Here is a 13,613-nt window from a genome sequence, read left to right as displayed (position 1 = left end):
TGGAGGCAGTCGCGGTAACGGACACGTCCTTTTCTATGCGCACGCAGCACCGTGCCTGTCACGCCCGCGTGAAGGCCGCGCCGCGTCCGGCAGAAGCACTTGTACTCCCAGCGCGAAGCGGTGGGGCCCGCGCGTGAAGCGGGCGCGGCACTCCGGCTGGAGGGCAGCCGAGCGGGCACCTCCGCCGACAGGCCCCCGAGCATGAGGCCCACCTCCCCCGGCACGGTCCAGAAACCTGTCCGACTGTCGGACAAGTTCCCGCTGTTCACCGGGAGTGGGGGAGCCTCGGTCCTCCAACCCTGTCCGACTGTCGGACAGGTTTCCGCTGATCAGCGGGCTCGGGCGCCCCTACCCGGTTCCTCCAACCCTGTCCGACTGTCGGACAAGTTCGTGCGGAGCGCCCCCGACGGGGAGCCCCGCCCGTCCGTCAGGGTTCCGAAGGCTCGTTCCTCGCGGCCTCGGCCAGGGTGCGGGCCTCTTCGCGCAGTTCGTCCAAACGGACGCGGTGACGCTGGAGCAGCGCGTCCACCTGTTCCACGCGGGCCTTGTCCCCGCGCGACTTCGCCTCCTGCCGCTCGCCTTCCAGCCGCGTCACGTCCCGCCCCAGCAGCGTGGCGATGTGCTCCGTCTTCTCCAGCTTCCAGCGCGCGGTCTGGGGCCTCTCCTCTTCGATGGGGTCGTTCTGCTGCGGCGGCGCGTTGGCCACCTCCGGCTCCGGCGGCACGTCTCCGGGCGAAGGCGGCACCACCGTGGCGTGGGGCGGCGCGGGGTCCGGCGTCCGCACCGGCACCGCGCGCTTCGGAGACACCTGGGCCGCCGTCACCGGGCCAGGGCCCGCGTTCGTCACCGGGGGCGCTGCGGCGGGAGAAGAAGCCTCGCGCGACGGCCATGGCGCCACGGCGATAAACGCGGCCACCAGCACCGCCGCGCTCCCCAGCATCACCCGCTCACGGTTCCGCATCGTCCACTCCCCCTACAACCGAAGGCGCCAGCCGTCACCCTGGCGCTCCACCCGGAAGAGGAACGGCTCCGCGCGCTCCGTTCCTCCCTGCGACACCCGCGCCCGCACGACCACCGCGTTCGGATCGCGGCCATCCACCTTCGCGTCGAGCACATCCACCAGGCCCATGCCGTGCTCGCGCAGGTCCTTCACCGTCTCCTCGCACGAAGGCACACCCTGCCCCGTCACCAGCATGGGGCCCAGCACCGCGCAGTCCCCGGACGGCAGGGCCTGGAAGAAGCGGCGCACCGCTGCCTCTGCGGCCTCCGCCTTGGAGGACGTCGTGGACGTACAGCCGAGCGCGGCGAGCCACAGCCCCACCGCCCCCACCGCGTGCCTCACCGCGCGTCGTCCCATCCGGCCTCTAGTAGCAGTTGGGCGCGAACAGCTCGTCGTCCGACGCGGACACGAACTGATCATTGCAGTAGGCGCTCGCCAGCACGTGGCCGTTGCGCACGCAGCCGTCATGGTTGGTGGCGTCCAGCGTGTACTGCGTGTCACCACCGCAGCCGCCGCCGCAGCGGCCGAAGCAGTTGCCCATCACCTTGGGGCGCGACCAGTGGTCCGGCTCGCCGCACACCCAGGTGCTGCCGTTCATGTAGTACTCGTCGCCGTTGCACGTCGTGTGGTCACCCAGCTGGGCGATCTGCTGGTTGCGCGCGTTGTCGAAGCCGCCCTTGTCGCAGTCGTGCTTCGCGTACGAGTACCAGTTGTACGTGCCGCCACAGCTGCCCGTGTTCTTGCCGCCGCACTTCGCGTAGCTGCACAGCATCGTGTAGCCGCGGCCCTGCTCGCCCATCACCGTGCGCTTGAGCGTGACGCTCGTGGGCTGCTGCGCCCACAGGCCCACCGCGCGGCGCAGGTACATGGCCTCCGGCGCCGCCGCGTCACCCTGCGGCAGCCCCTGGTTCAGCGCGCCGTAGAACGCGCTCAACACCTGGCGGTCCGCGTCCACCACCTGCGTGTCCTGCACGTTCGTGTCCGCGAAGCCGTCCAGCGTGGACACGCCCGACGCCGGGTCCATCAGCCCCGTCAGCGTCATGCCGTGCATGCGCACCTCCAGGCGGTACACCCCGGGCTCCACCTCGCGCGAGGCGAAGGACACCGTCTGCCCGTCGTGCGCCCAGGTGCCCTCGGTCAGCCCCGTGCCGGAGCGGAGCGACAGCCCCTCGGGGGACGCCGGCGGCGCTTCCGTGCCCGCCCCACCACAGCCCCACAACAGCAACGCCGCGACCGCACCACCCAGTGCCTTGCGCATCCGTGTTCACCCTCCGGCCAGGACAACTTCCAAGAATTCGAAGCGAGTGCCGGATTACCGGGCGGCTGCACGGGGAACAAGGCGGGCTGCGTCAGCTGGGGCCCCCAAGCATCCAGCCTGTACCGGAGGACACCCTGGCTGTTCACGGCGGACGGGCGCGGAGGGGCGGGGATGTGGCATGACGGGCCCGCGACGCAGGTCGTTCCCCTTGTGGAGGAAGTCCCCTTGAAAATCCCCGCGCTCACCGTGGTGGCGGCGCTCGCCGCGACGGGTTGCTCCAACGGCAGCATCACGCAGAACCGTGAAGCCCAGGCCCGCATCGCCGCCAACTCGGCGAAGCCCCAGCTGGCGCCCATGAAGGGCTCGGAAGCGCTGGCCAGCACGCCGGACGCCTTCAAGGCCCTGTGCAAGGCGGACCTGGAGCGCGCGCAGGCGCAGGTCGCGGCGCTGAAGAAGCTGGATCCGAAGACGAACGGCCAGGGCGTCCTCAAGGCGTACGACGAGGCGCAGACGGCCATCCTCAACGCGGCCAACCGCTCCAGCCTCACGCATGAAGTGCACCCGGACGCCGCCATGCGCGACGCGTCCCGCGAGTGCGAGCAGCAGGTGGACGCGGCCAACGTGGCGCTGTCTCAGGACCGCGGCGTCTACGACGCGCTGTCGCTGGTGGACCTGTCCAAGGAGGACGCGGCCACGCACCACTGGATGGACCGCACGCTGCTGGACTTCCGCCGCGCGGGCGTGGACCGGGATGAGGCCACGCGCGCCAAGGTGAAGACGCTCAACGAGGAGATTCTCAAGCTGGGCCAGCAGTTCGGGCAGAACATCGCGGAGGACACGCGCAGCGTGGCCTTCACGCCCAAGGACCTGGACGGGCTGCCGGAGGACTACAAGAAGGCGCACGCGCCCGGCGCGGACGGCAAGGTGGTCATCACCAGCAACTACCCGGACTACTTCCCGTTCATGACGTACGCGAAGAACGCGAAGGCGCGCGAGAAGCTCTGGCGCACCTACCGCCAGCGCGCGTTCCCCAAGAACCAGGCGGTGCTCGCGCAGCTCATCGAGAAGCGCAACGAGCTGGCCACGCTCCTGGGCTACGACACCTACGCGGCCTTCACGACCGAAACGCGCATGACGCGCACGCAGCAGGCCGCGGCGGACTTCATCGACCAGCTGGCGCAGGCCACGGAGGCGCGCGCGAAGAAGGAGATGGCGGACCTGCTGGCGCGCAAGAAGAAGGACGTGAAGGGCGCCACCGTGGTGGAGCCCTGGGACCAGGACTACTACGAGGACCGGCTGCGCGCGGAGAAGTTCGGGTTCGACTCGCAGGCGGTGCGGCCCTACCTGGAGTACGCGCGCGTGAAGGACGGCGTGATGGGCATCACCTCCAGCCTGTGGGGGGTGGCCTTCCAGCCGGTGAAGGACGCGAAGACGTGGCACACCGACGTGGAGGCGTATGACGTCGTGGACGGCGGCAAGCCGCTGGGCCGCATCTACCTGGACATGCACCCGCGCGACGACAAGTACAAGCACGCGGCGCAGTTCGACCTGGTCACCGGTGAGCTGGACAAGCGGCTGCCGGAGGCCGTGCTTGTGTGCAACTTCCCGCGCCCCGGCGACCTGATGACGCACGACGAGGTGGGGACGTTCTTCCACGAGTTCGGCCACCTGATGCACACCATCTTCTCCGGCCACCAGAAGTGGACGCCCATCTCCGGCATCTCCATGGAGCGCGACTTCGTGGAGACGCCGTCCATGCTGCTGCAGCAGTGGGCGGAGCAGCCGGAGGTGCTCAAGAGCTTCGCCAAGCACCACGAGTCCAACGAGCCCATCCCCGCGGAGCTGGTGGAGAAGCTGCGCGCGTCGAAGGAGTTCGGCCTGGGCCTGTACGCGCGCCGGCAGCTGTTCCTGTCCGCGGTCAGCCTCCAGTACTACTCGCGCGCGCCGGGCTTCGACACGTCCGCGGTGCTCTCGGAGCTGCAGAAGAAGCTGTCGCCCTTCCGCCACGAGTTCCGCGACGGCACCCACTTCGAGCTCGCCTTCGGGCACCTGGATGGGTACTCGGCCGCGTACTACACGTACCTCTGGTCCTCCGTCATCGCGAAGGACCTGGAGTCCAAGTTCCAGGAGACCGGCTACCTGGACCGCGACACGGCCATGCACTACCGCAAGACGGTGCTGGAGCCCGGCGGCTCCAAGCCCGCCGCGGAGCAGGTGAAGGACTTCCTCGGCCGGCCGTACGGCTTCGAGGCCTACCGCGCGTACCTCGACGGCGCCGCGAAGACGACGGGCACCGCGAAGGACGCGAAGTAGCGCTGCCTCATCCCCGGAAGCGGGCCGTGTCTTGAAGCCCGCTTCCGGGAGTGCCGCGCCGCCTGACCCGCCCCTGGGGGCAGGAGTCGGCGCGCGGTGCCTCCGTGGGCCCCGGGCCCTGCCCGGTCGCGGAACTCCCCTTCCCCATCAAGTCCCTCGCACGTGCCCATCTCCACCCCGGGGACGGAGCCTGACGTCAGTCTGTCGTCACGCCGCTGCTGGTGAGGGTCTTGCTTTGGAGCGCGCTCACCGGGGCCCTTTCGCGGCCCAGAGGAGGCGTGCACGCGGTGACGGCCTGCGGGCGGAGATGGCGGAGGGTGGGCCTCGCGGCGGTGGCGGCGATGTTGACCGCGAGCTGCAACGATTCACCTCCCAAGGCGCGGGTGTTGCCGGGGCCGGACGCGTCCGTGGATCCACAGGACGCGCTGTGCCGCTCGGCGGCGCGAGACCCGGGCCGCGTCACGCTGCACCGCCTCAACCGCGCTGAATACAACAACACCGTGCGCGACCTCCTGGGCGAAACGGGCTCGCCCGCGAGCAGCTTCCCGCCGGACGACCACGGCTTCGGCTTCGACAACAACGCGGACGTGCTCAGCATGTCCCCGCTGCTGATGGAGAAGTATTCGCACGCGGCGGAGGCGCTGGTGGAGGCCGCGTGGACGCGAGGCGTGTTCAAGGCGTGCGTGCTCGACCCCGCCCAACCGGAGGCCTGCGCGCGCGAGCTGCTCAAGACCTTCGCGCGCCGCGCCTGGCGCCGGCCCGTCACGTCGGAAGAAGTGGAGCGGCTGGTCGCGTTCGTCGCGCTGGCCCGGCAGCAGGGTGACGCGCCGGAGGTGGGCGTGAAGCTGGCGCTGCGCGCGGTGCTCGTGTCGCCACACTTCCTCTTCCGCGTGGAACTGGACCCCGCGCCCACGTCCACGGCGCCGCATCCCATCAGCGACCTGGAGCTGGCGAGCCGCCTGTCCTACTTCCTCTGGAGCAGCATGCCGGATGAAGCGCTGCTGCAAGCGGCGGAGGGCGGCCACCTGCACGAGCCGGAGGTGCTGGAGGCGCAGGTGCGGCGCATGCTGGCGGACCCCAAGTCCCACGCGCTGGTGGACAACTTCGCGGGGCAATGGCTCTACACACGCGCGCTCGACTTCGCCCAGCCGGAGTCGCGCTACGGCTTCGACGAACCGCTGCGCGAGGCCATGCGCCAGGAGATGCAGCTCGTCTTCCAGGAGTTCGTCACCGGGGACCACCACCTCAAGGACCTGCTGGACGCGCCCTTCACCTACGTGAACGACCGGCTGGCCTCGCACTACGGCCTGCCCAAGCCCGGCACCACCGCGATGACGCGCGTGGAGCTGAAGGACCACCCGGAGCGCGCGGGCCTGTTCGGCAAGGGCGCGCTGCTCACCGTCACCGCCAACCCGGACCGCACGTCGCCGGTGAAGCGCGGCGTCTGGGTGCTGGAGCAGCTGTTGTGCAAGGGGCCGCCCCCGCCACCGCCCGACGCGGGCGGGCTGGCCCCGGCGGTGGACCCCACGCTCAACATCAAGGCGCGCATGGCCCAGCACCGCGTGGACCCCACCTGTTCGGGCTGTCACACGCTGATGGATCCGCTGGGCTTCGGCATGGAGAACTTCGACCCGGTGGGCCGCTGGCGCACGAAGGAGGAAGGCGGCGCGGTGGTGGACCCCAGCGGCGAGCTGCCCGGCGGCAAGGCGTTCAACGGCGTGGCGGAGATGCGCGCGGTGGTGAAGCAGGACCCGGACATGTCCGCGTGCATGACACGTCACCTGCTCACCTACGCGCTGGGGCGCGGCGCGGAAGACCAGGACCGCTGCACCGTGCGCGACATCTCCCAGCAGGCCGAAACCCGGGGCGGCCGGCTCACCGATTACATCCTCGCCATCGTCCGCAGCGACGCGTTCCTGCAACGGCGTGGCGAAGCGGAGGGACAAAAGCCATGAGTCACACTGCCCTCTCCCGCCGGACGCTCCTGCGCGGCATGGGCGCGCTGATGGCGCTGCCGCTGCTGGAAGTCATGCGCCCGCGCACGGCCCGCGCCGCCACGCCGGCCCCGCGCCGCTTCGTGGCCTTCTACACGCCCTGCGGCATCCACATGCCCAAGTGGACGCCCGGCGGGGAGGGCGCGGACTTCTCCCTGACGCCCACGCTCGCGTCGCTGGCGCCGGTGAAGGGCGACCTGCTGGTGCTGAGCGGACTGGACAACCTGCCTGGCAAACCGGACGGCGACGGCCACCACGCCGCCGCGACGTCCGCGTTCCTGTCCTGCGTGAAGGCGCGCAAGACGGAGGGCACCAACATCCGCACCGGCATCTCCATGGACCAGGTGCTGGCGAACGCGGTGGGCACGGCCACGCGCTACCCGTCGCTGGAGCTGGGCATCGACCAGGGCAAGGGCATTGGCAACTGCGACTCCGGCTACGCGTGCCCGTACGCGAACAACATCGCGTGGGCGGGGCCGTCCACGCCCGTGCCCAAGGAGACGAAGCCTCGCGCGGCCTTCGAGCGGCTCTTCGCGGACTTCGACCCGAACGTCACGCAGGAGGAGCTGGCGAAGCGCAAGGCGTACGGCCTGAGCATCATCGACGCCGTGCGCGACGACGCGAAGTCGCTCCAGGGGAAGCTGGGCACCACGGACAAGCGCAAGCTGGACGAGTACTTCACCGGCGTGCGCGAGCTGGAGCTGCGCGTGAACGCGATGGATGGCTCCGGCCCCACGTGCGGCGCGGCCGTGACGCCCGCGGAGAGCGAGGACGTGCGCGAGAAGACGAAGGCGATGCTGGACCTCATCGTGCTCGCGTTCCAGTGCGACCTGACCCGCACGTGCACCTTCATGCTGGGCAACGCGCGCAGCACCCGCGTGTATTCGTTCCTGGGGCTGTCCGGCGAACACCACACGTACTCGCACCACCAGCGGGACCAGGCCAACTACGACGCGCTGGTGAAAATCGACAAGTGGGAGGTGGAGCAGTTCTCGTACCTCCTCCAGCGCATGAAGGCCGTGCAGGAGGAGGGCGGGACGCTGCTGGACCACAGCGCCGTGTACTTCTCCAGTGAGATTGCCGACGGCAACATGCACGAGCACAAGAACCTGCCCATCCTGCTCGCGGGCCGCGCGGGCGGCGCCATCTCACCGGGCCGGCACATCCGCTACGAGGGCCAGCCGCTGGCGAACCTCTACATCGCGCTGCTCCACATGTTCGGCGTGCCCGCGACGACCTTCGGTGACGACGGCACCGGGCCCCTGCCCGGACTGGGAGCGTAGGGCAGGAAGGGGCTCGGACCCCCCGGGGGCCGCCTGCCCCGTTCGGTTCTCCAGCGCGCGGGGCCCAGGTGCGGAATGATTCCGCGCATGGCTCTTCCTGTGTTCCGTCGCGGGCTCACCGTGTTGCTGCTGGCCCCGTTGCTCGGCTGTGGCTCCAGCGCGAACGCGCAGCGGCCCGTCTCCGCCTCCACGAAGAAGGCCGCGGCCACCGCCGCCGCGCGCAAGGCCCCCGCCGCCACGCCCGCGCCCTCGGAGGGCACGCGCAAGCCGGTGCCGACCGCCGCGGAGCTGAAGCGCGACATGGTGGCCGCGCACAACGAGGCGAGGGCGAAGGCCTCACGTCCCACGCCGAAGCCGGCGCTGCCCGCGCTCACCTGGTCCGACGAGGCGGCGCGCAAGGCGGAGGCCTACGTGAAGGAGTGCCGCTTCGAGCACAACCCGGACCGAGGCAGCTTCGGAGAGAACCTGGCCGCGGCGACGCCGGATACGTGGACCACCGCGCAGGTGGTGAAGGGCTGGGCGGACGAAGCCGTGGACTACGACTACGCCTCCGGCAAGTGCAAGGCCGGGAAGATGTGCGGCCACTACACGCAGGTGGTGTGGCGCACCACGAAGGCGGTGGGCTGCGCGACGCGGCTGTGCACGAAGAACTCGCCCTTCGGAGGCAACGTGAAGACGTGGCAGCTCTGGGTGTGCAACTACGCGCCGCCGGGCAACTGGGTGGGCGAGAAGCCCTACTGAGCCGCGAGCGTGATGATCTCGATGCCGTTCGCCGTGCCCACGGCGAAGCGGCGGTGCGCGGGGTCCAGCGCGAAGTGCGGCGGGGGCGGCAGGTGGTGACGGATGCTGGCCAGCACCTTCCCCGTGTCCAGGTCCTCCCAGCGCTGCACGACGCGGCCGGTGGAGCGCGACACCAGCTTCGGGTGGCCGAAGAAGTCCACCACGTGCTCCGCGTCCACGACCATCAGCGGACCCGCGGGCTCTTCCAGCTCCACCTCTGACAGCACCTTCTTCTCCGTCAGCGAGTAGGTGCCCAGGAAGAAGGTGGCGTCGTCGCGGGACTCTTCAATCCGCATGAAGACGAGCGTGTCCTTCGCGCCGAAGGCCACGGACGTGAGGAAGATGCCGTTCTCCACGCCCTCCATCAGCGCGGCGCTGTCCAGCGACGCGGGCTCCTCCAGCGCGCGGGACACGTCGAACACCGACGCCGCGTCCACCGGGTGCCACATCCACCCCGCGCTCGCCAGGTAGCGCCCATCCGGGCTGAACTGGAGCCGCGAGTGGAAGATGTCTATCGGGGTGTTGTCGCGCTTCGTGAGGCGCTCGCCCGTGGCGGCGTCCTCCAACTCCACCTCGCAGTACGACTCCGGGCAGTGCGCCAGCAGCGTGCGTCCGCTGGGGAGCGTGTGCAGGGCCACGGGATAGTCGTAGACGTGCGCCTGGTAGAAGTCCCGCGTCAGCTGCCGCACCACGCGCGTGCCGTCGAGCAGGAGTCCCTTCGTCCCCAGCGATTCGTACAGCACGCAGTAGCGGCCATCCGGGGACATCACCGCGCGGTCGAAGCGGTAGGCGTAGCGGATGTGCGGGTCAAAGGTGCTGCCATCCAGGTGGTAGCGCACCAGTCCGCCCACCGGATCCACGAGCGCGTCTCCGCTCCAGCAGAGGGAGGACACGGCGCCCGGGGTCTTCAAGTTCTGTCTCTGGAAATCCATGGCGCCGGGGACGGAGGTGCCCGGCGCGGCCTGACGGCCCGCCCGGCCTCAGCCGGGGATCATCGTCAGCAGCTGCTGGGCCTTGGCGCGCAGCTCCTTGTCAGCCCCCCGGAGCACCTGCTCCGCGTGGTGACGGGCCTTCGCCGGCTCTCCCAGGCGCAGCGCCAGCGCCAGGTTGAAGTGCGTGGTGGGGTCCTCGGGGTGCGCCTCCAGCACCGGCGCCAGGATGCTCGCGGCGAGCGCCGGGCCCTCCTGCGGCACGTGCTCCAGGTAGTGCACCGCCAGGTCGTTGGGCGCGCCCGTGTCCGAGGGCGCCCGCGCGACGGCCTCTTCCAGCAGCGTGCGCACCCGGCCGCGCTGGCCCGCGATGTCCAGCGCCCGCGCGAGCTGCCGGCGGGCCTCCACCGATTCAGGGTCGCGCTGGAGGACCTCCTCGAAGAGGGGCAGGGCCTCCGTCAGCTTGCCGGCGAGCAGCGCGGCCATGGCGTGCAGGCCGATGAAGTTGGGGTTCTCCGGCGCCAGCTGGCGCAGCCGCAGCGCGGCGGCCAGGGCGTTCTGCGAGAGGCCCCCGAGCAGCGACAGGTTGAAGATTTCCTCCCAGAGGACCGCGTCGTCCGGCGCCAGCGTCAGCGCGTCTCGCAGCTCCTGAAGCGCGAGCCCCAGGTCCCCCGTCTCCAGATACGCCCGCGAGCGATCCCACTGCGCGCGGTAGGACTCCTTGACCATCGTGCCCCTCAACCCCGGAACATCTTGTGGAACAGCCGCATGAACATGCCCGACTTGGGCGCGGTCTCCGGGCGGCCGGACTGCTGTTGCTGCGCCTCCGACTGGAGGTCCAGCTTCATCTTCAGCTTCTTGAGGTCCGGGTCGATGGAAAAGGTGCTGAACTCATCGTTCCCTTCAAGGGCTGTCTGGATCTTCCGCGCGCGGGATTCGTCTTGGCTCATGTCGCGTCTCCTGACCGGACCCTCACCCTACCACGGGGTCCCCGCCCCTCCCCATCCTCGCTGCCCCCCTGTCCGCTTGCCCGCACACCCACCCGCGCGCGGATAATCCCTGCCATGCGACGCCCTTCCCTTCTCCGCTCCCTGTCTCTGCTCAGCCCGTTCCTCCTGCTCGCCTGCATCCCTGACGGGGACCCGGACGACACGCCCGCGGACGCGGGCGTCCAGGAGGATGGGGGCACCAGCGCCGATGGCGGAGGCGTGGAGCTGACGCAGTTCGCCCGCGACATGCTGGAGGCCCACAACGCGGCCCGCGCCGCCGCGAAGCCCACGCCGTCACCCGCGCTGGAGCCGTTCACGTGGGACCCCGCGGTGGCGGAGATCGCCCAGAAGTGGGTGGAGAACTGCGATTACGAGCACAACTCGGGCCGGGGCAACGCGGGAGAGAACATCGCCGCCTCCACGCCGGACTATCTGAACGCGAAGGCCGTGGTGAAGGATTGGGTGGACGAGGTGGCGGATTACGACTACTCGAAAAACACCTGCGCGTCGGGCAAGGTCTGTGGCCACTACACGGCGGTCGTGTGGCGCAACACGCGCCGCCTGGGCTGCGCCACGAAGCGCTGCACCGTCAATTCGCCCTTCGGCGGGTCGGCCTGGGACTTCTGGGTCTGCAACTACGCCCCCCCGGGCAACTTCCCGGGCCAGCGTCCGTACTGAAGGCCGCTGGCCCCGTGCCTCCTCAGCGCTTGAGCGTGCGCGCGAGGAACGCGGACGTCTCCGCCCAGGCGGACGCGGCGGAGCGCTCGTCGTAGCGGCCACCGGAGGGGTTCGCGAAGGCGTGGTCCGCGTCGTACTCCACGATGCGGCTGCGCACGCCGGCCTCTTCCAGCGCCTTCTCGAAGGCCTGCACCGTCTCCGGCGGGATGGACTTGTCCTTCGTGCCGAAGATGCCCAGCACCTGGGCCTTGATGGTGGAGAGCTGCTGGGGGTCGGTCACCGGGTGGCCGTAGTAGATGACCGCCGCGCTCAGCTCCGGGATGGCCATGGCGGTGCGCAGCGACCAGCCGCCGCCGAAGCACCAGCCGATGCTGCCGGTGCGCACGGCCTGGATGCGCGGGTCGCCCTTGAGGAACGCGTGCGCGGCCAGCAGCGTCTTCGTGGCCTGGTCGCCGTCCACCGCCTTCACCAGCGCGAGCGCCTCGTCGGGGTTGGTGCCCACCTTGCCGTGGTAGAGGTCCACCGCGAGCGCCGCGTAGCCTTCCGCCGCCAGCCGGTCCGCCCAGGCCTGCACGTGCTCGTTGAGGCCCCACCACTCGTGGATGACGATGATGGCGGGCAGGGGGCCCTTCGCGTCCGGCGGCAGGCTCAGGTAGGCCTTGGAGCCGTCGGACAGCTCCACCTGCTGGCCCCTGCGCTCGGGGGCGGCGTCCGTGCGCAGGGTGTGCATGGCCTTGAACTCCTCCTCGGAGACGGCGCCCGTGGCGGACGGCGCGCGAGCCACCTCCGCCGGACTGCTCGTCGCGCAGGCGCCCAGCATCAGCGCCGCCGCCAGCACCCACGTGAGCCTCTTCATGTCCGGCTTCATCGTCCGTGTCCTTTCGGGGCCCGGGCTGTCCGGGCCGCCTTCCGGGCGTAGCGCGGTGGAGGCAGGGGCGCCAGCGCGTTGAGCCCCGGACGCGAAGAGGGCCGGCGCGAGGGGAAGTCCCTCACGTCGGCCCTCGTTCCCGCCGCTCCCGTTAAGGGGAGGGGGTGACTACTTCGTCGCCGGGGGCGGCTTGGCGGCCGGGGGCGGCTTCGCGCCGGGGGCCGGGTGGGCGCCCATGCCCGGCATGCCACCGGGCATGCCCGGAGGAGCCTCGGGGGCCTTCACGATCTCGAGCAGTTCCACCTCGAACACCAGGGCGGCGCCGCCGGGGATGTTCGGGGGCGCGCCGCGGTCGCCGTAGGCGATGTCGGAGGGGCACACGAGCTGCGCCTTGCCGCCGACCTTCATCTTCTGGAGGCCCTCGGTCCAGCACTTGATGACGCCCTGGAGCGGGAACTGCGTGGGCTCACCGCGCTTGTACGAGGAGTCGAACTCCTTGCCGTCGGAGAGGGTGCCCTTGTAGTGCACCTTCACGATGTCGGTGGCCTGGGGCTGGGGACCGGTGCCCGCCTGGGTCTCCTTGTAGATGAGGCCGGACTCGGTCTTCACCGCGCCGGGCTCCTTGGCCTTCTCCTCGAGGAACTTCGCGGACTTCTCCTTCTCCGCGTTGGCCTTGCGCAGCGAACGCTCGCGCGCGAGGTCCTGGAGCTTGGGACCGTAGGTCTCCAGGTCCACGTCGGTCTTCTGACCGGTGACCTGGGCCGTGAGGCCGGCCTTCACGAACTCCAGCTCCTGCGGGGTCATGTCGAACACGCTGATGCTGCGGCCGATGGACAGGCCCAGCGCGTACAGCGTCTTCTGCTCCTCGGTCTGCGGAGCACCGGCGGTGGCCGCCGCCGTGGAGGTGCCGGTGGCGGAGGTCTCGCCCGGCTTCGCTCCCTGGCCCTGGCAGGCCGTCAGGCTCAGCATCGCCGCGATCAGGATCGTCTTCTTCATCATGATATCGTCGCCTTTCCTTTGGCTCAGCGGCGGCCGACCGCCCCCCGCTGCATGCCTGGGGCGCGGTGTACTACAGAAAGTGCCCGGCATCCTCTTGGGAACCGTGCTTTCCCCGGAAGGGGGTCCACGCAGGTAGGACAACCGGCCGCCGGCCCCCCAACCGGTGGGAAGGCCCCGGATTCCCGGCGGAAGGGGGGACCTACCGGGAGCGACCGCCAAAGGCGGCCTGGGAGACCAGGAGCAGGACGATAGCGCCCAGGATGGCGCCCAGGAAGCCGGTGGGCTCCGGGTCGCGCCAATCGGTGCCCCGCCAGACGGACGTGAGGAAGCCACCCACGAAGGCCCCGGCGACGCCCAGGAGCGTGGTGCCAATGCACCCCAGGCGCTGGTTCCCCGGCAGCACGGCCCGGGCAATGAGCCCCGCGAAGAAGCCGAAGATGATCCACCCCAACAACCCCATGACGTCCTCCCCGTGCGGCGAGTGAAGGCCCGCAATGTGGCGCACGGGAAGCGAGGGCGGAA

14 protein-coding genes are annotated in these 13,613 nt (G+C 70.4%); 5 read left to right on the top strand and 9 right to left on the bottom strand.

The genetic code is table 11. The features are described 5' to 3' along the window. Positions 1–427 precede the first annotated feature (427 nt). From D7X30_RS33080 to D7X30_RS33070, 3 genes are read right to left on the bottom strand one after another with little or no spacing between them, the layout of a single operon-like run. A complete protein-coding gene (locus tag D7X30_RS33080; RefSeq protein WP_120566959.1) occupies positions 428–961 on the bottom strand; it encodes a hypothetical protein in 534 nt (177 codons plus the stop codon). A gap of 12 nt (positions 962–973) precedes the next feature. Continuing rightward, a complete protein-coding gene (locus D7X30_RS33075) occupies positions 974–1,357 on the bottom strand; it encodes a hypothetical protein (RefSeq protein ID WP_120566958.1) in 384 nt (127 codons plus the stop codon). A gap of 7 nt (positions 1,358–1,364) precedes the next feature. Continuing rightward, complete coding sequence (locus D7X30_RS33070) at positions 1,365–2,258, bottom strand: hypothetical protein (RefSeq protein ID WP_120566957.1); 894 nt, start codon at positions 2,256–2,258, stop codon at positions 1,365–1,367. 171 nt (positions 2,259–2,429) lie between these two features. Between D7X30_RS33070 and D7X30_RS33065 the strand changes: the two genes are divergently transcribed. From D7X30_RS33065 to D7X30_RS33050, 4 genes are all read left to right on the top strand, one after another. Continuing rightward, positions 2,430–4,571 carry a M3 family metallopeptidase gene (locus D7X30_RS33065; RefSeq protein ID WP_120566956.1) on the top strand — a complete coding sequence of 714 codons (2,142 nt, stop codon included), beginning with the start codon at positions 2,430–2,432 and terminating at the stop codon, positions 4,569–4,571. Positions 4,572–4,888: 317 nt separating this feature from the next. Beyond that, entirely contained in the window at positions 4,889–6,526 is a 1,638-nt protein-coding gene (locus D7X30_RS33060; protein ID WP_233591937.1) for a DUF1592 domain-containing protein, read from the top strand. After that, entirely contained in the window at positions 6,523–7,848 is a 1,326-nt protein-coding gene (locus D7X30_RS33055) for a DUF1552 domain-containing protein (protein WP_120566955.1), read from the top strand. Before D7X30_RS33060 ends, D7X30_RS33055 begins: the two co-directional genes overlap by 4 nt. Before the next feature lie 87 nt (positions 7,849–7,935). Then, the gene (locus D7X30_RS33050; RefSeq protein WP_233591935.1) at positions 7,936–8,589 is read left to right on the top strand and encodes a CAP domain-containing protein; all 654 of its coding nucleotides are present in this window, start codon (positions 7,936–7,938) and stop codon (positions 8,587–8,589) included. On the opposite strand, the gene D7X30_RS33045 is transcribed toward D7X30_RS33050, so the two are convergent. The 3 genes from D7X30_RS33045 to D7X30_RS33035 all read right to left on the bottom strand — a co-directional run bounded on the left by D7X30_RS33045 (position 8,583) and on the right by D7X30_RS33035 (position 10,507). Further along, positions 8,583–9,539: a hypothetical protein gene (locus tag D7X30_RS33045; RefSeq protein ID WP_233591934.1), complete on the bottom strand. Its 957-nt coding sequence runs from the start codon at positions 9,537–9,539 to the stop codon at positions 8,583–8,585. The two genes, D7X30_RS33050 and D7X30_RS33045, sit on opposite strands and share 7 nt — an antisense overlap. A 69-nt stretch (positions 9,540–9,608) precedes the next feature. Beyond that, a complete protein-coding gene (locus tag D7X30_RS33040; RefSeq protein ID WP_120566952.1) occupies positions 9,609–10,286 on the bottom strand; it encodes a lipopolysaccharide assembly protein LapB in 678 nt (225 codons plus the stop codon). Between the two features lie 8 nt (positions 10,287–10,294). Further along, positions 10,295–10,507, bottom strand: coding sequence for a hypothetical protein (locus tag D7X30_RS33035; RefSeq protein WP_120566951.1), 213 nt, complete (start codon positions 10,505–10,507; stop codon positions 10,295–10,297). A gap of 114 nt (positions 10,508–10,621) precedes the next feature. On the opposite strand from D7X30_RS33035, the gene D7X30_RS33030 reads away from it, so the two are divergent. After that, complete coding sequence (locus D7X30_RS33030; RefSeq protein WP_120566950.1) at positions 10,622–11,224, top strand: CAP domain-containing protein; 603 nt, start codon at positions 10,622–10,624, stop codon at positions 11,222–11,224. 22 nt (positions 11,225–11,246) lie between these two features. Here the strand turns inward: D7X30_RS33030 and D7X30_RS33025 are convergent, their stop codons facing one another. The 3 genes from D7X30_RS33025 to D7X30_RS33015 form a co-directional block, all read right to left on the bottom strand. Further along, a complete protein-coding gene (locus D7X30_RS33025) occupies positions 11,247–12,080 on the bottom strand; it encodes a dienelactone hydrolase family protein (RefSeq protein WP_120567010.1) in 834 nt (277 codons plus the stop codon). A 180-nt stretch (positions 12,081–12,260) separates the two neighbouring features. Continuing rightward, a complete protein-coding gene (locus tag D7X30_RS33020) occupies positions 12,261–13,088 on the bottom strand; it encodes an FKBP-type peptidyl-prolyl cis-trans isomerase (RefSeq protein WP_120567009.1) in 828 nt (275 codons plus the stop codon). A 202-nt stretch (positions 13,089–13,290) separates the two neighbouring features. After that, positions 13,291–13,551: a GlsB/YeaQ/YmgE family stress response membrane protein gene (locus D7X30_RS33015; protein WP_120567008.1), complete on the bottom strand. Its 261-nt coding sequence runs from the start codon at positions 13,549–13,551 to the stop codon at positions 13,291–13,293. Positions 13,552–13,613 lie beyond the last annotated feature (62 nt).

The organism is Corallococcus sp. AB011P, from assembly GCF_003611605.1.
Lineage (GTDB): Bacteria > Myxococcota > Myxococcia > Myxococcales > Myxococcaceae > Corallococcus > Corallococcus coralloides.
This window is presented reverse-complemented; position numbering and strand designations above follow the sequence as displayed.